17 protein-coding genes and 1 tRNA gene are annotated in these 17059 nt (G+C 70.1%); 10 read left to right on the top strand and 8 right to left on the bottom strand.

What is annotated here, in order from left to right; all coding sequences use genetic code 11:
- Window positions 1–104: 104 nt before the first annotated feature.
- A tRNA-Ile gene (locus tag ASF60_RS17275) sits at window positions 105–180 on the bottom strand.
- Window positions 181–548: 368 nt separating this feature from the next.
- Window positions 549–1739 carry an aminotransferase class I/II-fold pyridoxal phosphate-dependent enzyme gene (locus tag ASF60_RS17270; protein WP_056187694.1) on the bottom strand — a complete coding sequence of 397 codons (1191 nt, stop codon included), beginning with the start codon at window positions 1737–1739 and terminating at the stop codon, window positions 549–551.
- A gap of 244 nt (window positions 1740–1983) precedes the next feature.
- On the opposite strand from ASF60_RS17270, the gene ASF60_RS17265 reads away from it, so the two are divergent.
- Both ASF60_RS17265 and ASF60_RS17260 read left to right on the top strand, forming a co-directional pair.
- Window positions 1984–2367: a response regulator gene (locus ASF60_RS17265; RefSeq protein WP_018046001.1), complete on the top strand. Its 384-nt coding sequence runs from the start codon at window positions 1984–1986 to the stop codon at window positions 2365–2367.
- 40 nt (window positions 2368–2407) lie between these two features.
- Window positions 2408–2941: a protein phosphatase CheZ gene (locus ASF60_RS17260; RefSeq protein WP_056187692.1), complete on the top strand. Its 534-nt coding sequence runs from the start codon at window positions 2408–2410 to the stop codon at window positions 2939–2941.
- Between the two features lie 14 nt (window positions 2942–2955).
- Here ASF60_RS17260 and ASF60_RS17255 read toward each other — a convergent pair whose 3' ends face one another.
- Window positions 2956–3870, bottom strand: a complete 915-nt coding sequence (locus ASF60_RS17255) for a TIGR01459 family HAD-type hydrolase (RefSeq protein WP_056187689.1) — start codon at window positions 3868–3870, stop codon at window positions 2956–2958.
- 154 nt (window positions 3871–4024) lie between these two features.
- A complete protein-coding gene (locus ASF60_RS17250) occupies window positions 4025–5488 on the bottom strand; it encodes an EAL domain-containing protein (RefSeq protein WP_082508026.1) in 1464 nt (487 codons plus the stop codon).
- A gap of 299 nt (window positions 5489–5787) precedes the next feature.
- Here ASF60_RS17250 and ASF60_RS17245 point away from each other — a divergent pair, with 299 nt between their 5' ends.
- From ASF60_RS17245 to ASF60_RS17235, 3 genes are all read left to right on the top strand, one after another.
- The gene (locus ASF60_RS17245; protein WP_056187687.1) at window positions 5788–6009 is read left to right on the top strand and encodes a heavy-metal-associated domain-containing protein; all 222 of its coding nucleotides are present in this window, start codon (window positions 5788–5790) and stop codon (window positions 6007–6009) included.
- A gap of 228 nt (window positions 6010–6237) precedes the next feature.
- Window positions 6238–7911, top strand: a complete 1674-nt coding sequence (locus ASF60_RS17240) for a formate--tetrahydrofolate ligase (protein ID WP_056187683.1) — start codon at window positions 6238–6240, stop codon at window positions 7909–7911.
- A gap of 109 nt (window positions 7912–8020) precedes the next feature.
- The gene (locus ASF60_RS17235) at window positions 8021–8698 is read left to right on the top strand and encodes a spermidine synthase (protein ID WP_056187680.1); all 678 of its coding nucleotides are present in this window, start codon (window positions 8021–8023) and stop codon (window positions 8696–8698) included.
- 6 nt (window positions 8699–8704) lie between these two features.
- Here the strand turns inward: ASF60_RS17235 and ASF60_RS17230 are convergent, their stop codons facing one another.
- From ASF60_RS17230 to ASF60_RS17220, 3 genes are all read right to left on the bottom strand, one after another.
- The gene (locus ASF60_RS17230; RefSeq protein ID WP_056188050.1) at window positions 8705–8926 is read right to left on the bottom strand and encodes a hypothetical protein; all 222 of its coding nucleotides are present in this window, start codon (window positions 8924–8926) and stop codon (window positions 8705–8707) included.
- A 197-nt stretch (window positions 8927–9123) separates the two neighbouring features.
- Window positions 9124–9474 (bottom strand): hypothetical protein, encoded by a 351-nt coding sequence (locus tag ASF60_RS17225; RefSeq protein WP_056187677.1) that lies wholly within the window; start codon window positions 9472–9474, stop codon window positions 9124–9126.
- A gap of 123 nt (window positions 9475–9597) precedes the next feature.
- Complete coding sequence (locus ASF60_RS17220; RefSeq protein ID WP_056187674.1) at window positions 9598–10167, bottom strand: GNAT family N-acetyltransferase; 570 nt, start codon at window positions 10165–10167, stop codon at window positions 9598–9600.
- Between the two features lie 338 nt (window positions 10168–10505).
- On the opposite strand from ASF60_RS17220, the gene zapE reads away from it, so the two are divergent.
- The 4 genes from zapE to ASF60_RS17200 all read left to right on the top strand — a co-directional run bounded on the left by zapE (window position 10506) and on the right by ASF60_RS17200 (window position 15776).
- Window positions 10506–11696 carry a cell division protein ZapE gene (gene zapE, locus ASF60_RS17215; RefSeq protein ID WP_056188047.1) on the top strand — a complete coding sequence of 397 codons (1191 nt, stop codon included), beginning with the start codon at window positions 10506–10508 and terminating at the stop codon, window positions 11694–11696.
- A gap of 434 nt (window positions 11697–12130) precedes the next feature.
- Window positions 12131–12646 carry a (2Fe-2S)-binding protein gene (locus ASF60_RS17210; RefSeq protein WP_056187671.1) on the top strand — a complete coding sequence of 172 codons (516 nt, stop codon included), beginning with the start codon at window positions 12131–12133 and terminating at the stop codon, window positions 12644–12646.
- Entirely contained in the window at window positions 12643–15006 is a 2364-nt protein-coding gene (locus ASF60_RS17205; RefSeq protein ID WP_056187668.1) for a xanthine dehydrogenase family protein molybdopterin-binding subunit, read from the top strand. The genes ASF60_RS17210 and ASF60_RS17205 overlap by 4 nt, the downstream gene beginning before the upstream one ends.
- Window positions 15007–15368: 362 nt before the next feature.
- A complete protein-coding gene (locus ASF60_RS17200) occupies window positions 15369–15776 on the top strand; it encodes a hypothetical protein (protein ID WP_056187665.1) in 408 nt (135 codons plus the stop codon).
- Between the two features lie 194 nt (window positions 15777–15970).
- On the opposite strand, the gene ASF60_RS17195 is transcribed toward ASF60_RS17200, so the two are convergent.
- On the bottom strand, window positions 15971–16198 hold the full coding sequence (locus ASF60_RS17195) for a hypothetical protein (RefSeq protein ID WP_056187662.1): 228 nt from the start codon (window positions 16196–16198) through the stop codon (window positions 15971–15973).
- Between the two features lie 442 nt (window positions 16199–16640).
- Here ASF60_RS17195 and ASF60_RS17190 point away from each other — a divergent pair, with 442 nt between their 5' ends.
- The gene (locus ASF60_RS17190; RefSeq protein WP_056188045.1) at window positions 16641–16829 is read left to right on the top strand and encodes a hypothetical protein; all 189 of its coding nucleotides are present in this window, start codon (window positions 16641–16643) and stop codon (window positions 16827–16829) included.
- The last annotated feature ends 230 nt before the right edge of the window (window positions 16830–17059 follow it).

The following is a 17059-nucleotide window of genomic DNA, read 5'->3' as shown; positions in this document are numbered from 1 at the left end:
GGGTCCAAAGGTGTCCAAAAAGGGGGAATCGAGGCAGCCTCAGGCCGCGTGTTCGACCAGACCTGTTCTTGCATCGGCCCAGGATGGACCGGAAAGGCCGTCGGTGGTGGGCCCGGCAGGACTCGAACCTGCAACCAGACCGTTATGAGCGGTCGGCTCTAACCATTGAGCTACAGGCCCAAACCGTTGGGACAGCTTGCGTTTCGGTGTCCGGGACGATCTCCAGGACCGCACCCGCACCGGACACGCCGGGTTTGCCTAGCGCGATCCGTCAGTGGCGGCAAGGCTTCCGGCGCCCGGGGCGTGCCACGGTGGAAGACGCGGCAAGGCGGGCTCATCGACGGAAAGGTTTGGACGGCAAGGGCCGGCGCCGTAATTCCCGAGACCGGCACGGCGGGGCAGGCATAGAGCGTCAGCCGGCTCTCGATGGTGCCCCCTGGCAGGCTGCCGGGGATCGGCGTCGAGCACGAGGCCAGCGCGACAGGCCGATGGCGTTTCCGGCGCGGCAGGCCTTGCCGAAGCCCCGCTGCAGGGTTCGGCCGGACGCCTCAGGCCGGCGGCCGGTCGGGCGCGAGGCCGAGTTGGGCATCCGCGAGAGCCTCGGCGAGAGCATCCGCGAGGGCGTCGACCTGCGCCGTGTCGTGCGCGGCCGAGAAGGCCACGCGCAGCCGGGCGGTGCCGGCCGGCACCGTCGGCGGCCGGATCGCGACGACGAGGAAGCCGCGCGCCTCCAGGGCGGCCGAGAGGGCGAGCGCCGCTTCCGCCGTCCCGACATGGACGGGCACGATCGGGCTCGTCGCCTCGGGCAGTCCGAGCCGCGCCGTGAAGCGGCGGGCCAGGGCCAGGGGTCGGGCGGCGCGCTCGGGCTCCGCCTCGATGATGTCCAGCGCGCACAGGGCGGCCGCGGCCGAGGCGGGCGGCAGGCCGGTGGTGTAGACGAAGCTGCGGGCCCGGCTCGTCATGAGGTCGATGACCTCGCGCGAGGCGCAGAGATAGCCGCCATAGGAGCCCAGCGCCTTGGACAGGGTGCCCATTTCCAGGGGCGCACGGGCGCCCGCCTCCACCACGCCGAGGCCGTGGGCATCGTCCACCAGCGTCCAGGCATCGTGGGCCGCGGCGACCTCCAGGAGAGCGTCCAGGGGAGCCCGGTCGCCGTCCATGCTGAACACCCGCTCGGTGAGGATCAGCGCGCGCCCGTGGCGGCCCCTCCGCGCGGCCAGGATGTCCCGCAGGTGGCCGATGTCGTTGTGGCGGAAGCGCAGCATCGTGGCACCCGAGACCTGCGCCCCCGCGAACAGGCAGGAATGGCCGAGCGCATCGATCAAGACCAGGTCCCGGGCGCCCGCCAGGGCCGGCACGATGCCGAGATTGGCCATGTACCCGCTGCCGAAGACCAGGGCGGCGGCCTTGCCCTTGTGGGCGGCGAGCCGGGCTTCCAGCGCGCCCAGCAGGGGGTGGTTGCCGGTGACGAGGCGCGAGGCCCCGGCCCCGGCTCCGTAGCGCGCCAGGGCCGCCTGGCCGGCGGCGATCACCCGGGGGTCGTCGGAGAGCCCGAGATAATCGTTGCAGGAAAACGACACCAGGGTCCGGCCGCTCCGTCGGGCGGTGACGCCGGGGCCGCGCGCGGTGTCGATCAGCCGGCGGCGCAGGGCGCGGGCCTCGAGATCGGCCAGGGTCTCGCGGGCGAACGCGTCGAGGCTGGACGGCGGGGAACCGGTATCGGACGGAGGGGCGGACATGCCGCCCGCATGGGGGCGAGCGGGACGGCCTTGTCAAGGACAGCCCGGTCTATCGCAGCGCCGCAGAGCAGCTCGGGGCCACGACGAAGCCGGACGACAAGATACGACGCGTGGGCAGTTAACCGCTTCGCAATGCGATGCTGCGTAGTTTGCTCGCCAAGGAGCGCCCTAAGCTTGGCGTTCCGGCACATTCCCGGAGTTCCGTGCCCCGCGCCGGCCCTCCCCTGACGGAGCACACCGACTCATGGCCCTCGATCTCGGCATGCCGATCCTCGTCGTCGACGATTATCAGACGATGGTCCGTATCATCCGCAACCTGCTCAAGCAGCTCGGCTTCGAAGAGGTCGACGACGCCTCCGACGGCACCGCCGCCCTGGCCCGCCTGAAGAACCGCAAATACGGCCTCGTCATCTCCGATTGGAACATGGAGCCGATGACGGGCTACGAGCTGCTGCGCCACGTCCGTGCCGACGAAGCCCTGCGCACCACGCCGTTCATCATGGTCACCGCCGAGTCGAAGACCGAGAACGTCATCGCCGCCAAGAAGGCCGGCGTGAACAACTACATCGTCAAGCCGTTCAACGCCGCCACGCTGAAGAGCAAGATCGAAGCGGTCTGCGGCGCCTGATCGATCGCCGACGCACACCGTAAGGGGGGAGCAAGGGACCATGCCACTCGCCAAGCAGGCGCGCAAAGCGAATTCCTCGCCGGACAAGCCATCCCTGATCCGCGAACTGGTCGAGATCGCGGATTACATCGCGCACCTGCGCAACGAGATCGCCGCACTCCGGGCCAACGAACTCACCCGCGACCGCTTGCCGATGGCCCATGAGGAACTCGGCAGCGTGGTGGCCGCCACGGCGGGCGCCACCAATTCCATCATGAACACGGCCGAGGAGATCCTCGGCCTGCCCGACGACAAGAACTACCGCGCCACCGTCGAGGCGCGCATGAACGACATTTTCGAGGCCTGCACCTTCCAGGACATCACCGGCCAGCGCATCGCCAAGGTGGTGGAGGCTCTGCATCAGCTCGAGAGCCGGCTCTCGCGCTTCGCCAGCGCCGTCAAGGCCAAGGACAAGGGCGGCATCGATCCGGAGGAGGTGGAGCGCCGGGTCCGCCGCGAACTCCTCATCCTCAACGGACCGCAGATCAACGGCCCGGCCGTCGCCCAGGACGAGATCGACGCCCTGTTCGCCTGATCACCAGACCAGGATCACCAGACCAGGCGCTCGATCACCGCATCCGGCCGGACAGCCTGACGATCGAGCCAGTCGGCGATGTCGCCGAGGCTCGCGTGCGCGGCCGAGACCCCAAGCTCCTCCGCATGGATGCCGCGCGCCACCAGCAGGCTGGGAATGCCGTAGGCCGCCGCCCCCGCGATGTCGGTGCGCAGCGCGTCGCCGACCGCGAGCACCCGGGCGCGTTCCGGCGGCACGCGCCCGTCGAGGCCGCCCGCCAGCGTCAGGGCCGCCTCGTAGACGGGACGATGGGGCTTGCCCGCGTAGGTGACGGCGCCGCCGAGGCCTTCATAGGCTTCCGCGATCAGGCCCGCGCAGGGGACGAGCTCACCCCGGCGCTCGACCACGAGATCGGGATTGGCGCAGATCATCGGCACCGCCCGCGCCCGCATGGCCTCCAGCGTCGCGCGGTAATCCTCGGCGGTCTCGCAGGTGTCGTCGAACAGGCCGGTGCAGACCACGCGGTCGGCCGCCGCCACGTCGACCAGCTTCACGTCGAGCCCGTCGAAGATCGTGGCGTCGCGCTCCGGCCCGAGATGGTGCAGGCGCTCGCCCGGATGGGCCGCGATCAGGCTGCGGGTGAGGTCGCCGGAGGTCAGGATGGCGTCGTAGGCGGCGCGGGGCACGCCGAACCCGTCGAGGATCGCCTGTACGCCGGCCCAGGGGCGCGGCGCGTTCGAGACCAGCACCACCCGGCGTGGCCGCCCCGCCTCCGGCAAGGCGCGAAAGCGCATCAGCGCGTCGCTCGCCCCCGGATGGGCGTTGGTGCCGTCATGCAGCACGCCCCAGACATCGCAGAGAATCAGGTCGTAGCGCTCCGCGATCCCCGCAACACCGTCCAGGGTCGGAACGGGCCGGGAGGCAGCGGAGCGTGCGGGCGTCTCGGTCATGCGGGCGGACCTGTCCTGGCGGCGGGCGTGGAGGGAGCGCCGTCCGGTTAGGCGGGACATCCCCGGAAATCAACGCCGCCCGCGGTTCGCCGGTCTCGATCCCCGGCCTTCCCGGCGCCGATCGCTCCCGAAGGGCCCGGCGTCCAGGCGCGCCTCAGCCGGCCCGGCGCAGGAAATCGCGAAACGGGCGGCGCTGCGGCGGCGGCTCCGGGTCCTCGTTCGGCGGCGGCGCAGGCTCCGGCGCTTCGGGCGGGGCGTTGAGCACCTCGGCGCGCACCACCCGGGCGGGGGCGAAGACGATCCCCTGCGCCAGCGGCACATCGAGTTCGATCAGATCGGGCACGTCGGTCTCGCGCTCCACCTGCTCGGCGACGAGGCGGATGCCCGCCCGTGCCAGCGACGCCACGAGATCCTCGAGGGCGATGTCGGGCATCGCCTGGCGGGTGCCCGGACGCAGCAGCAGGTCGACCGGCACCTTCACCTGGGAGACGCCCCGGTCGGCCAGGGCCAGGGGGTCGAGGCGCAGGTCGAGGGGCCGGTCCAGGATGAAGCCGATGCGGCCGCGCAGGTCCGCCAGCGCCCCGGCCTGCTCCGCGTCGAGGCTGCGCCAGCTCAGCTGCGGCAGAGCCAGCATCACCCGCCCGGACAGGTCCGGCTCGCCCTCGACGAGGCGGCCGAGGGAGCGCAGGAAACCCGGCTCGAACAGCGAGCGCGGCGACAGCCCGTAGGCCACCGCCGCCAGGCTGCCGCGCCCGGCGAGATGACGCGCGATGGTGGCGACGCGCTGGAGCATGCGGCGGTCGAGATCGGTGGTGCGGCCATGGCGCTCCAGAACCGGCACGAAGGCCTCGGCTCCCAGGGAGTCTCCCGCGAGGCGCAGGCGCGCCACGGCCTCGTAGGACACCACCTTGCGCTGCGGCAGCGACACGATGGGCTGGAGATGAACCTCGAGCCCGTCGCCGTCGTAGGCCGCGACCAGGGCCGCGTCCCCGGTCGGTTCGACCCGGCCCAGGGCGCGCGGGGTCCAGGGGGTTGCCGGGACGGCGGCGGGCCGGCGGGCCGGCTCCGCCTCGGCGACGCGGGTCGCCGGGCGCAAGTCGGGTTCGAAATCGGGGGCGATGCCTCGCGACGGAGCCGGGGGAACGGGGGGAACCGGTGGGGCCGTCTTGAGCCCGGCGATCTCGCCATCCTGGGCCGCGACCACCGCCGCCAGTTCCCGCACGATCCCGCTGAGCAGGCCGATCTCGGCCGTGACCTCTTCGAGCCCTGCGTTCAGTTCCTGGCTGTCGAGGAAATGCGGGCTGTCGAGACCGGGAGGCGCGGCGCTCGCGGGAAGCCCGGCCTCGACGGCGCGGACCTGCTGCTCGGCCAGGGCTCGGGTCACCGTCTCCAGGCGCACCAGGCGCTGCGACAGCACGTTGACTTCGCCGGACAGCTTCTCGCAGCGCGCCGTCAGCGTGCTGGCGCGCCGATGCGCGGTGAGCGCCGCCACGAGGCCGATCCCGGCGAGCCCGAGGCTCGCCCCGAGCGGGCTGAACACCGCCAGCGGCCCGAGGAGGCTGAGCCCGAGCAGGGAGAAGGCCCACAGGCTCGTACGCCGGCCAACGATCCGGGCCATCGGGGTCTTCGATCCTCGAAACATGAAACCAGGGCGCGTGCCAGCCCGCGCCCGCACGCAGCCATTTGTTGCCGAGACGCCGCCGGCCCACAAGGGACCGCCGCCCGCCGGGAACGAATTTCCGGTGGAATGTGGCTTGGCGCGTTGTGTGCGCGCCGTTCAGGCGGGCGTTCCCCGGCAAGACCGCGTTCCGGCCCCGGGTTGGCGCACCAGGTCCGGCACCGCAGTCCAGCAACTTGCATCGGCCCGCCGCCGCATCACAATGCGGCCGACGGCACGAGAAGCCCGGAGCGCACCTCATGGACGCGACGCCATCGGACCTCCTGATACAGGTGGAGGGCATGACCTGCGACGGCTGCGTGGCGGCGGTGTGCCGGGCGATCCGGCGCCTCGACCCGGAAGCCAAGGTCGCGGTCGACCTCGATCACGGCTGCATCGCAGTCACGACCACGGCTCAGGCCTCAAGCATCGCGGAGGCGCTGTCGGAGGCCGGATACACGGCCAGTGCCATCACGGGATGACACGCACCTGATCCCAAACAAAATTTTGCCTGCGAATTCAAAATTTCCGACGCGCTTTTGCTTGTCCCTTCGCGCAAATTGATGCGATCGATCCTGTGTGGCCGTTCGGCCGATCCGTACGGCCCAACGTCGACGGATCCGGTCTCTCGGCAGACGACACACGCCAGCGGATGGATCCGGCCCCGCGCCGGGCCCAACCGCGCAAGAACAATCCGGGAGAAACGCAGTATGCCCTCAGATATCGAGATCGCGCGCGCCGCCACGCTACAGCCGATCACCGAGGTTGCCGCCAAGATCGGGATTCCGGACGAGGCGCTTCACCATTACGGTCGGCACATCGCCAAGATCGACCACGCCTTCATCACGTCGCTCGAAGCCAAGCCCGAGGGCAAGCTCGTGCTCGTGACGGCGATCAGCCCGACGCCGGCCGGCGAGGGCAAGACCACCACCACGGTCGGCCTCGGCGATGCGCTCAACCGCATCGGCCAGAAGACCGTGATGTGCCTGCGCGAACCCTCCCTCGGACCCTGCTTCGGCATGAAGGGGGGTGCGGCCGGCGGCGGCAAGGCCCAGGTCGTGCCGATGGAGCAGATCAACCTGCACTTCACCGGCGACTTCCACGCCATCACCTCGGCGCACAGCCTGGCGGCCGCGCTCATCGACAACCACGTCTACTGGGCCAACGAGCTCAACATCGACGTGCGCCGCATCCACTGGCGCCGCGTGGTCGACATGAACGATCGGGCGCTGCGCGCCATCACCCAGTCGCTCGGCGGCGTCGCCAACGGCTTCCCGCGCGAGGACGGCTTCGACATCACCGTGGCCTCCGAGGTCATGGCGGTGTTCTGCCTCGCCAAGGATCTGGACGACATCGAGGCGCGCCTCGGCCGCATCGTCATCGCCGAGACCCGCGACCGCAAGCCGGTGACACTCAAGGACGTCAAGGCCACGGGCGCCATGACGGTGCTGCTCAAGGACGCCCTGCAGCCGAACCTGGTGCAGACCCTCGAGGGCAACCCGGCCCTCATCCACGGCGGCCCCTTCGCCAACATCGCCCATGGCTGCAACTCGGTGATCGCCACCCGCGCCGGCCTGAAGCTCGGCGACTACGTGGTCACCGAGGCGGGCTTCGGCGCCGATCTCGGCGCGGAGAAGTTCATCGACATCAAGTGCCGCCAGGCCGGCCTGAAGCCTTCGGCCGTGGTCATCGTCGCCACCGTGCGCGCCCTCAAGATGCATGGCGGCGTCTCGAAGAAGGAACTCGGCTCCGAGAACCTCGGCGCCTTGGAGAAGGGCTTCGCCAACCTGGCCCGCCACGTCAGCAACGTGCGCAGCTTCGGCCTGCCCGTGGTCGTCGGCGTCAACCACTTCTACGCCGATACCGATGCCGAGCATGCCAAGCTCAAGGAGCTGTGCCGCGACCAGCTCCAGGTCGAGGCCATCACCTGCAAGCATTGGGCGGAGGGCGGCGCCGGCGCCGAGGAGCTCGCCCATGCGGTGGTCAAGCTGGCCGAGGGCGAGCAGAAGCCGCTGACCTTCGCCTACGAGACCGAGACCAAGCTCACCGACAAGATCCTCGCCATCGCCACCAAGCTCTACGGAGCCGGCGACATCCAGGTGGAATCGAAGGCCGCCACCAAGCTCGCGCAGTTCGAGAAGGACGGCTACGGCCACCTGCCGGTCTGCATGGCCAAGACGCAGTACTCGTTCTCCACCGACCCGAACCTGATGGGCGCCCCCTCCGGCCACCTCATCGCGGTGCGGGACGTGCGCCTCTCGGCGGGTGCGGGCTTCGTTGTGGTGATCTGCGGTGAGATCATGACCATGCCGGGCCTGCCCAAGGTCCCGGCCTCGGAAGGCATCCACCTCGATGCCAACGGGCAGATCGAAGGCCTGTTCTAGCACGGGAAGCCCCCTCCCCCGTCGGCGGGGGAGGATGGCCCCGGCGTGATCCGGCGCACGGCCCGTGCTAGCGGGATGGCATGACCGTCTTCATCGCCGGGCCCCGCCCATGATTCCCTGGGTCGTCCTCGACACCGCCCCCGTGCCCGGCGGATCGGAGCCTCTGCGCCTGCGGCAGCGAGGCACCGAGTTCTCGATCCAGCTCGGCCCCAACGAGCTGATGAACAGCCGGCTCAGCGGTTCGGAGGAGGCGCTGGCGACCTTGACCGGCGAACGCCTGGGCATCCGGGCGAATCCGTGCTGGCTGATCGGCGGCTACGGCATGGGCTTTACGCTGCGGGCCGCCCTCGACACCCTCGACGCGAAGGCCCGGATCGTGATGGCCGAACTGGTGCCCGCCGTGCTGGATTGGGGGCGCGGCCCGCTGGCGCCCATCTCCTCCGAAGCCTTGGCGGACCCGCGGGTCGAAGCGCGGGTGGCCGATGTCTCGGAGGTGATCCGGGCCGGGCGCGGCGCCTACGACGCCATCCTGCTCGACGTCGACAACGGCCCCGACGGCCTGACCCGCAGCGCCAACGACCGGCTCTACGACGCCGCGGGTCTCGCGGCGGCGCGGGCGGCCCTGCGCCCCGGCGGCGTGTTGGCGGTGTGGTCGGCCCATCCCGACCCGGCCTTCACCCAGCGCCTCGCGCGCGGCGGCTTCCGGGTGGAGACGGTCGGCGTCCGGGCCGGGCGGTCGCGGGGCGCGCGCCACACCATCTGGCTGGCCGAGCGCCCGGCGCGGTGACAGCGGTCAGGCCGAGGCGCCCTGGCGTTCGCGCCGGCGGCTGAGACGGGTCGCGCCGTAGACTTCCGCGAGCTGGCGCCGGGCAGCCTTGACCGGCGCTGCGTTCCGCTCGGCGCAGGCCGCCGCGATGATCCGCAAAGCATCGGCCACCGAACGTTCGAGCAACACTTCGGCCGGGCGGCTCGTTACGCCGACGGGCAGCCCCGATGCGTTCGTGAGAAGACTCATCTCGAGCTGGTTCATGACTCGGCCCCTGGGGACTCGACCTCTCGTTGGGCGCTCGGCCTCTCGGGGGCGATGTCTCTGTGCCGAGCATCGGCAGGGCGCAGGGCGACAACAAGGCAGCTTGGCCTTAAGCCTTTGCGGGGGTGGAGACACAGGCCTGACCCACGATCCCCATCTCGAGGGATCCTCGAGCCGGTGGATCAGTCGCGGCTCTGCCCCTCGTTGAACTTGTCGCGGCAGACGTAGCCGACGAAGCATTTCGGATCGTCGCGCGTCATCTCCCAGGAGGGGCGCGTCGTTTCCGGCAGAGGACAGAACCCGACATCGCGCACGAAGCGCGAATAGGTGATCGGCCCCGTGGTCAGCACGATGGCGCCGGCCCGCGTGACCAGCGCCGAGGCCTCGGCGCAGGTCATGGCGGTGACGTCGGGGCGCGTCTGCGCCGAGGCTGCCCCCGGCAGGAGCGCGGCGCAGACGAGGAGCGCGGCGCAGACGAGGAGCGCGGCGCAGACGATGAGGGCGAAAAGGCTTTGGCGAGAGGCATCGGTCATCGAGATCCATCCGTCATCGTGGGTGACCTCCCGGCCGTCGGTCGAACCAGCCCGGCGGCTTCGTTGTCCTTTGATACCCTCGTCTCTCGATACTCCGCGGCCCGCGTCCGGGAAAGCCCGCGCTCACGCCGCCGTGAGAGCCAGGGTGAAATCGACCGCCTCGGTCACGCCCTCCTGCCACAGGGAGACCGGAGTCGGACGTGGCAGATGCAGGGCGCCGTCCGCCTCGCCGCCGGTGATGCGCAGGTCCGCCCCGACCTTGTTGGCCAGGCCCTGCATCGGCCGGTTCCAGGCCAGGCAGCGCACGTGCAGGTCGCGGACGCCGCGATTGCGGGCAGCGGCGGCGATGCGGCGGAACAGGGCCTGGCCGAGGCCGTTGCGGCGGAACGGCGTCTCCACCGCGAAGGCGGCCTCCGCCTCCGCGCCGAGGACGAAGCCGGGCGGCGGGGCGGAGGCAGGGCGCAACTCGCCGAGCCCCCGCAGGGTGCCGTCGACGAAGCCACCGAACATCAGGCCCTCGGCACTCATGGCGGTGCGGGCATAGCGGAGGGCGGCCGTGTCGCTCAGGGCCCCCATGAAGCGGTTGGCGCGGGTCTCAGGGTCGAGCCGCAGGAAATAAGCTTCCACCGCCGGGCCATCGTTGGGCCACAGGCGACGGATGATCGGTTGGAAGGTCGGACGCGTCTCAGGCATCGGTTGCCGGTCTCCGGGTTCGGGGCGCGCAGGGCGCGCCGGGTCCGGGCGTAGCCTCCCTCAAGGCTCCGTCGATGTGGCATCGCGGCCACGTTTGTGCAATGCAGCAAAACGCCCCGCTGCCGTGCGTCCGGCGCCGTCCCCCGGGTGGGCCATACCCTGGTCGAGGCATAACCCTGTCGGGGCTTGATCCGGCTGAAGGGCCGCGTCAGACCGGCAGACCGCCGGGCATGCGATTCCACCGGCCGCCCGTCTCCCGATTCCGATCTCTCCGCGAACAGGTCGACTGCACCGTGAACGCCCCCTCCTCATCCGGTCCGAGGCCGTCGAACCAGGCCATCGCCGGCGCCGTGTCCCCCGGTCCGGTCTCCGACCGCTACGAGGCGCTGGTGCACGCGGGGTCCATCGAGCGCGATCCCGCGCAGGTCCACCTCGTGCGCGCCCTCGACCGGCTGGTTCTGGAACTCGGCCGGCGCAAGCGCGCCCGCAAGGGCAGCGCGCTCGGCTGGCTGTTCGGACGCCGGGACGACGCCGCGACGCCGCCGAAGGGGCTCTACATCTGGGGCTCGGTCGGGCGCGGCAAGACCATGTTGATGGACCTGTTCCACGAAGCCGCCCCGGAGCCGAAGCGCCGGGTGCATTTCCATGGCTTCCTCGCCGACGCGCATGAGCGCATCCATGCCCATCGCCAGGCCCTCAAGGCCGGCACGGCCAAGGGCGACGACCCGATTCCCGTGGTGGCCGATGCCCTGGCCGACGAAGCGACCCTGCTCTGCTTCGACGAGTTCACCGTCACCGACATCGCCGACGCGATGATCCTGGGCCGCCTGTTCGGCGCCCTGTTCAAGCGCGGCGTCACCGTGGTGGCGACCTCCAACGTCGAGCCCGACCGGCTCTACGAGGGTGGGCTCAACCGCGCCCTGTTCCTGCCCTTCATTGCCGAGCTCCAGGAGCGGGTCGAGGTGCTGCGCCTCGATTCCCGCACGGATTTCCGCCTGGAAAAGCTCGGCGGCGCCTCGGTCTATCACGTGCCGGCGGATGCCGAGGCGGGGGCGGCCCTGGCAGCCGCCTTCAAGGGCCTCACCGGCAAGGCGAAGGGCCGCCCCGCCACCTTGCGGGTGAAGGGCCACGACGTCGCCGTGCCCGAGGAGACCGGCGGCGTCGCCCGCTTCGGCTTCGCGGATCTCTGCGCCCTGCCCCTCGGCGCCTCCGACTACATGGCGGTGGCCCGCGCCTTCCACACGGTCATCCTCTCCGACATCCCCGTGATGGGGCCGGACAACCGCAACGAGGCCAAGCGCTTCATCACCCTGGTGGACACCCTCTACGACGCGCATGTGAAGCTCATCGCCTCGGCGGCGGCCGAGCCGCACGACCTTTACACCGCCACCGAGGGGCGCGAGGCCTTCGAGTTCGACCGCACCGTGTCGCGCCTGATCGAGATGCGCTCGTCGGACTATCTGGCCCTGCCGCATGGGGCGGGCGATTCCGAGGCGTCGGGATCGAGTTCCGGGCTGGTCGAGACCTGACACCGGGACATGAGCCGGATTTTACCGAGGCCCGTCGGTTTTTCGCGATCGGGGCGCAAGCCGGACGAGACAACATCCGGGACCGGCCCTCGGATCACGCCCCTGTCTTCACACCGTGCGCAACGGCACATGCGGGGCGGATCACCGAATCCGAGACGGATGACGACGCCTCCGTCCGGTTGCGCTGCAACAGCCCCAGCGTTTAATTGTATTCATTCCGAGGTGCGGGGCGTGGGCGCTTCGCGCGCTGCGACGGCTCTCGTGATCGAGCAGCCGGATCCGCCGCCGCATCTCAGGACTCTTCTGCGGGACGGCGGCCGATGTCGCCTCACCCGACGCCCGACATGTGACCCTGACGGCTTCCCGCCGGTTGACGGATTGGCGTGACGCCGATCCCCACCGGCCCGTGGCCTGATCCATGACAGGATACACCGATGATCAAACTGACCGTGAACGGAGCTGAACGCAGCTTCGACGGCGATCCCGACATGCCGCTGCTGTGGTATCTGCGCGATGAGGTCGGGCTCACCGGAACCAAGTTCGGCTGCGGGCAGGCCCTGTGCGGCGCCTGCACCATCCACGTGGGCGGTACCGCCGTGCGCGGCTGCGTCACCCCCGTCTCGGCCGCCGAGGGGCAGGCCGTCGTCACCATCGAGGGCTTGTCCCCCGACGGCAACCATCCGGTCCAGGTCGCCTGGCGCGACCTCAACGTGTCGCAATGCGGCTACTGCCAGTGCGGGCAGATGATGCAGGCCGCCTCGCTCCTGACCGACACCCCGAAGCCCACCGATGCGCAGATCGACGAGGCGATGAGCGGAAACCTGTGCCGCTGCGGCACCTATCCGCGCATCCGCGCCGCGATTCACCAGGCTGCCGGCCAACCGTCCGGTGCCGGTCAAACGTCCGGTGCCGGCCAGAAGCCCGCCGCGAATAAGGGAGAGCGCCTGTGATCCACGAAGCTCAGACCATGGCGGACCGCGCCACCGCGCCGACCGACCTCGCCCCCGCCGAGACCGTGTCCGGTCCCAGCGTCCTCGCCAATGTCAGCCGTCGCGCCATGCTCGGTGGCATGGGCGCCCTGGTGCTCGCCCTGTCCTGGCGTGAGCCGGCCCAGGCCGAGGACAAGAAGGACGAGCCCAAGAAATATGGCGCCGATGCCATGCCGCATGGCTGGCAGGACGACCCGAAGGTCTTCATCGCCATCGCGCCCGACGGCACCGTGACGGTGACCTGCCATCGCTCGGAGATGGGCCAGGGTGTCCGCACCTCCATCGCTCTGGTGGTGGCCGACGAGCTGGAAGCCGACTGGGCGAAGGTGAAGGTCGCGCAGGCCTGGGGTGACGAGACCCGCTTCGGCAACCAGGACACCGACGGCTCGCGCTCGCTGCGCCACTTCTTCCCGCACCTGCGCCATGCCGGCGCCGCGGCCCGCGCCATGCTGGTCCAGGCCGCCGCCAAGCAGTGGGGCGTGCCTGCAGGCGAGGTGAAGGCCGAGAACTCGGTCGTCACCCACGCCAAGTCGAAGCGCACCGTGAGCTACGGCGAGATCGCCGCCGCCGCCGCCGATCTCCCGGTGCCAGCCCGCGAGAGCGTCGTGCTCAAGAAGCAGGACGCTTTCCGCTACATCGGCAAGGGCAAGATCGGCCTGATCGACAACCACGACTTCACCGTCGGCACGGCGATGTACGGCATCGACACCCGCCTCGACGGAATGCTCTACGGCCTCATCGCCCGCCCGCCCGTCTACGGCGGCAAAGTGGTGAACTTCGACGACAGCGAGGCCAAGAAGGTCGCGGGCGTCGTCAAGATCTTCAAGATCGACGCCCCCGAGATCCCGTCCGAGTTCCAGCCGATCGGCGGCGTGGCGGTGATTGCGAAAAACACCTGGGCGGCGATGAAGGCTCGCGAGGCCCTCAAGATCACCTGGGACGACGGCCCGAACGCCTCCTACGATTCCGTCGCCTTCCGGGGCGAGCTGGAAAAGGCGGCGCGGGCGCCCGGCAAGGTCGTGCGCGACCAGGGCGACGTCGCCGGCGCCATGGCCAAGGCCAAGACGAAGCTCGAGGCCGAGTACTTCGTGCCCCACCTCGTCCAGGCTCCGATGGAGCCGCCGGCCGCCACCGTGCGGATCAAGGACGGGTTCTGCGAAGCCTGGGCCAACACCCAGGCGCCCCAGGCGACCCATGACCGCCTCGCCAAGAAGCTGAACCTCCCCGCCGACAAGGTGAAGGTCCACGTGACGCTGCTCGGCGGCGGCTTCGGCCGCAAGTCGAAGCCCGATTACGTGCTGGAAGCGGCCCTGTGCAGCCAGGCCGTGGACGGCGCGCCGGTCAAGCTGATCTGGACCCGCGAGGACGACCTCCACCACGGCTACTATCACACCATCTCGGTGGAGCGGCTGGAGGCCGGGCTCGACGACAAGGGCATGCCGATCGCCTGGCTGCACCGCTCGGCGGCGCCCACCATCGGGTCGATCTTCGCCCCCGATCCGAAGCACGAGCTGCCGTTCGAGCTCGGCATGGGCCTGACCAACACGCCGTTCGCCGTGCCCAACATCCGCCTCGAGAACCCGGCGGCGGACGCCCACGTACGCATCGGCTGGTTCCGCTCGGTCTCGAACATTCCGCACGCCTTCGCGATCCAGTCCTTCGTGTCCGAACTCGCTCACGCGGCGGGACGGGACCCGAAGGAGTACCTGCTGGCGCTGATCGGTCCCGACCGCGTCATCGACCCGACGAGCATCAGCGACGTCTGGAACTACGGCGAGGACCCGGCCCGCTACCCGATCGAGACGGCGCGCCTGCGCAAGGTCATCGAGGCCGCCGCCAAGGGCATCGGCTGGGGCCGCAAGATGGAGAAGGGCACCGGCCTCGGCATCGCCGGCCATTACAGCTTCGTCACCCACACGGCGGTGGCGGCGGAGGTGGCGGTCGGCCCGAAGGGCGAGGTGCAGGTCAAGCGCGTCGACATCGCCGTCGATTGCGGGCCGCAGGTCAATCCGGAGCGGATCCGTTCGCAGATGGAGGGCGCGGTCGTCATGGGCATGGGCCTCGCGCTCTCGGCCGAGATCACCTTCAAGGATGGACGCGCGCAGCAGAACAACTTCGACGGCTACGAGATCACCCGCATCGATGCGGCGCCGAAGGAGATCCACGTGCACCTGCTGCCGAACCCGGACTACAGCCGCCCCCTCGGCGGCGTCGGCGAGCCCGGTGTGCCGCCCGTGGCCCCGGCGATCGCCAACGCGATCTTCGCCGCCACCGGCCGGCGCATCCGGCAATTGCCGATTCGCGACCAGCTGAGCGCCTGATCGCGCCGGGAAACATCACCACGCATCGCCGCCACGCATCGCCGCCACGCATCGCCGCCACGCATCGCCGCCACGCATCGCCGCCACGCATCGCCGCCACGCATCGCCGCCACGCATCGCCGTGACGGCGCAGCCCCCGGCCCGGTCCCCCGGGCCGGGGGCTTTTTCATGCGCATAGGTTTTTATGCGCCGGGGTTTTCCTGTGTGTGCCCCGAACCGCAGACCCAATGGCCCCGTCCGACGCCCCGTCGCGCGGTTTTCCCATGGTTTGAGGGAGCCCGGGTCCGTTTCGGACGGTTGAACCCGACAGGGTGCGGCCCTCTCAGGGCCGGCCTTCCTCACCGAATCAAGGACAGCAATCGATGACGCGTTTCGTGAGGCTTGCCGCCGGGTTTCTCGCCAGCGGGGCTCTGGCCGCCGGGTTTCTCGCCACGGGTGTGGCGCCGGCCCTCGCCACGCCGTGCGGCGACCGGATCGCCAAGCTCGAAGGACCCGTGAAGGATCTGGCGAAGGAGGCGATCTCGGCCAATACCAGCGGCAAGGCCGCGGCCAGCGCCCGCGCCGGACAGGGCGTCACCGGAAGCGGTGGCAGCGCCTCGGCGGAGGCCGCACCGCCCGAGAAATCGGCTGAGGCCGGTCAGGGCGGCGACAAGGCGATGCAGGCGAAGGTGGCCCTCGACGAGGCGCGGACGGCCGACCAGAAGGGCGATGCCCAGGCCTGCGCCGCGGCGGTCGATCGGGCCCAGAAGCAGGTGGACACCGCGCCCTGAGGCCGGACGGTCTCTGAGGGATCTAGGATCTCAGGAGTTTCTGGCGTCTCAGGTCTTGGATCGGCCCGACGGACCTCCGCTCGGGCTGATCCGGTGGGCGCTGGCCCCACCATCCGGGGCCGGCGCGTGTGGCGTGCAGGTCGGCGTCCGAAGCGCCCTTGGCCAAGCGGGCGTCTTGGCCAACCAAGCGGGCGTCAGGCGCTGGCGAGGGACGCGAGAGCGTGGTCGTTGCCGTTCAGGCCGGCGCAGAGATCGTCGATCTCAGCGAGATCGAGGGCCTCGCCGGAACCGCTGGCGATTGCATCGATCAAGTGATCCTGGTGAGGGCTGAAGGGATGACCCTGCAACCGATAGAATTGGTAATAGCGGAGCGCAGCTAATACAGCATCACGTTCTCGTTCGGTAATGGTAATATTCTGCATGCCAAATATAATTCCCGGTGTTGGTTGCGGGAGTTCGAGAAACAACCACTCTGCGGCGCCGTGAGCTTGGATGTTGTAAGCGAATCCCGGCAGATTCGTCCACAACCTGAAACCCTCCGTTAGCCGTTTCCGCATTGCGACGAACCGCCTGCGAGCGGCCAAGTCGTTGTGCGCGCGCCGTTTCCCCGTGAGGCCAAGCGCGGAGCTTTTTTTTAACACCCACGCTTTAGCTTAGGGAGTTGACAACCCTCGGCGGCGTGGTCCCGCGCAGGGCGCGGCTCGATCTGCGCGGCCTGGCCTGTACGGCCCGATCTCTGCGGCCCGACCTCTGCATGAGCGTATCCTTAACCGATCCCTGGCATGGTCACGCGTCGGCCGTCCGCCGCGGAGGCCTTCCTTGGCTTCGACAGGATGCGAGCCGCAGATGTCCGGGGTGCGATCCATGCCCAAGACCCGAAGCGAGGGCTCTCCCGCCCCGGAGGCTGCGCGGGCCGCCGCCCCGTCGCTCAGCCCCGGCATCCGGCGCCATCTCGGCCAGAGCCTGCGGACCTTCTACGCCGGCATGCTGGCGGACCCGCCGGGCACCCGCCTGGAAGCACTGATCGCTCGCCTCGGGAAGGCAAAGGGCTGAGGGCTGCCCCCCAGAGAACCTCGACCGAACCAGCCCTGCCCCGAACCAGCTCTGCCCCGAAACCCCGGCCGGATCGGGTGTGACGGGTTTACCGCGTTTCCGGATGTTTCCCCTGCGGGTGCGGGAATTCACGGACAGTTCAGGCAGGAACGGCTAGGGACCCTGCATCAGATGAGCGCCTGCACTCCGCCGCGCTCGTACGCAAAGCAGATCCATGATCACGCTCGCTC

The sequence above is a fragment of the Methylobacterium sp. Leaf113 genome, assembly GCF_001423325.1.
Taxonomy (GTDB): Bacteria; Pseudomonadota; Alphaproteobacteria; order Rhizobiales; family Beijerinckiaceae; genus Methylobacterium.
Note: the sequence above shows the minus strand (reverse complement) of the source record. Positions and strands in the feature narration are given on the sequence as shown.

Bases quoted from the DNA above. Each gene is read 5' to 3' on its own strand.
- ASF60_RS17270 (WP_056187694.1), bottom strand. From the start codon at position 1,739: ATGTCCGCCCCTCCGTCCGATACCGGTTCCCCGCCGTCCAGCCTCGAC.
- ASF60_RS17265 (WP_018046001.1), top strand. From the start codon at position 1,984: ATGGCCCTCGATCTCGGCATGCCGATCCTCGTCGTCGACGATTATCAG.
- ASF60_RS17260 (WP_056187692.1), top strand. From the start codon at position 2,408: ATGCCACTCGCCAAGCAGGCGCGCAAAGCGAATTCCTCGCCGGACAAG.
- ASF60_RS17255 (WP_056187689.1), bottom strand. From the start codon at position 3,870: ATGACCGAGACGCCCGCACGCTCCGCTGCCTCCCGGCCCGTTCCGACC.
- ASF60_RS17250 (WP_082508026.1), bottom strand. From the start codon at position 5,488: ATGGCCCGGATCGTTGGCCGGCGTACGAGCCTGTGGGCCTTCTCCCTG.
- ASF60_RS17245 (WP_056187687.1), top strand. From the start codon at position 5,788: ATGGACGCGACGCCATCGGACCTCCTGATACAGGTGGAGGGCATGACC.
- ASF60_RS17240 (WP_056187683.1), top strand. From the start codon at position 6,238: ATGCCCTCAGATATCGAGATCGCGCGCGCCGCCACGCTACAGCCGATC.
- ASF60_RS17235 (WP_056187680.1), top strand. From the start codon at position 8,021: ATGATTCCCTGGGTCGTCCTCGACACCGCCCCCGTGCCCGGCGGATCG.
- ASF60_RS17230 (WP_056188050.1), bottom strand. From the start codon at position 8,926: ATGAGTCTTCTCACGAACGCATCGGGGCTGCCCGTCGGCGTAACGAGC.
- ASF60_RS17225 (WP_056187677.1), bottom strand. From the start codon at position 9,474: ATGACCGATGCCTCTCGCCAAAGCCTTTTCGCCCTCATCGTCTGCGCC.
- ASF60_RS17220 (WP_056187674.1), bottom strand. From the start codon at position 10,167: ATGCCTGAGACGCGTCCGACCTTCCAACCGATCATCCGTCGCCTGTGG.
- ASF60_RS17210 (WP_056187671.1), top strand. From the start codon at position 12,131: ATGATCAAACTGACCGTGAACGGAGCTGAACGCAGCTTCGACGGCGAT.
- ASF60_RS17200 (WP_056187665.1), top strand. From the start codon at position 15,369: ATGACGCGTTTCGTGAGGCTTGCCGCCGGGTTTCTCGCCAGCGGGGCT.
- ASF60_RS17195 (WP_056187662.1), bottom strand. From the start codon at position 16,198: ATGCAGAATATTACCATTACCGAACGAGAACGTGATGCTGTATTAGCT.
- ASF60_RS17190 (WP_056188045.1), top strand. From the start codon at position 16,641: ATGCCCAAGACCCGAAGCGAGGGCTCTCCCGCCCCGGAGGCTGCGCGG.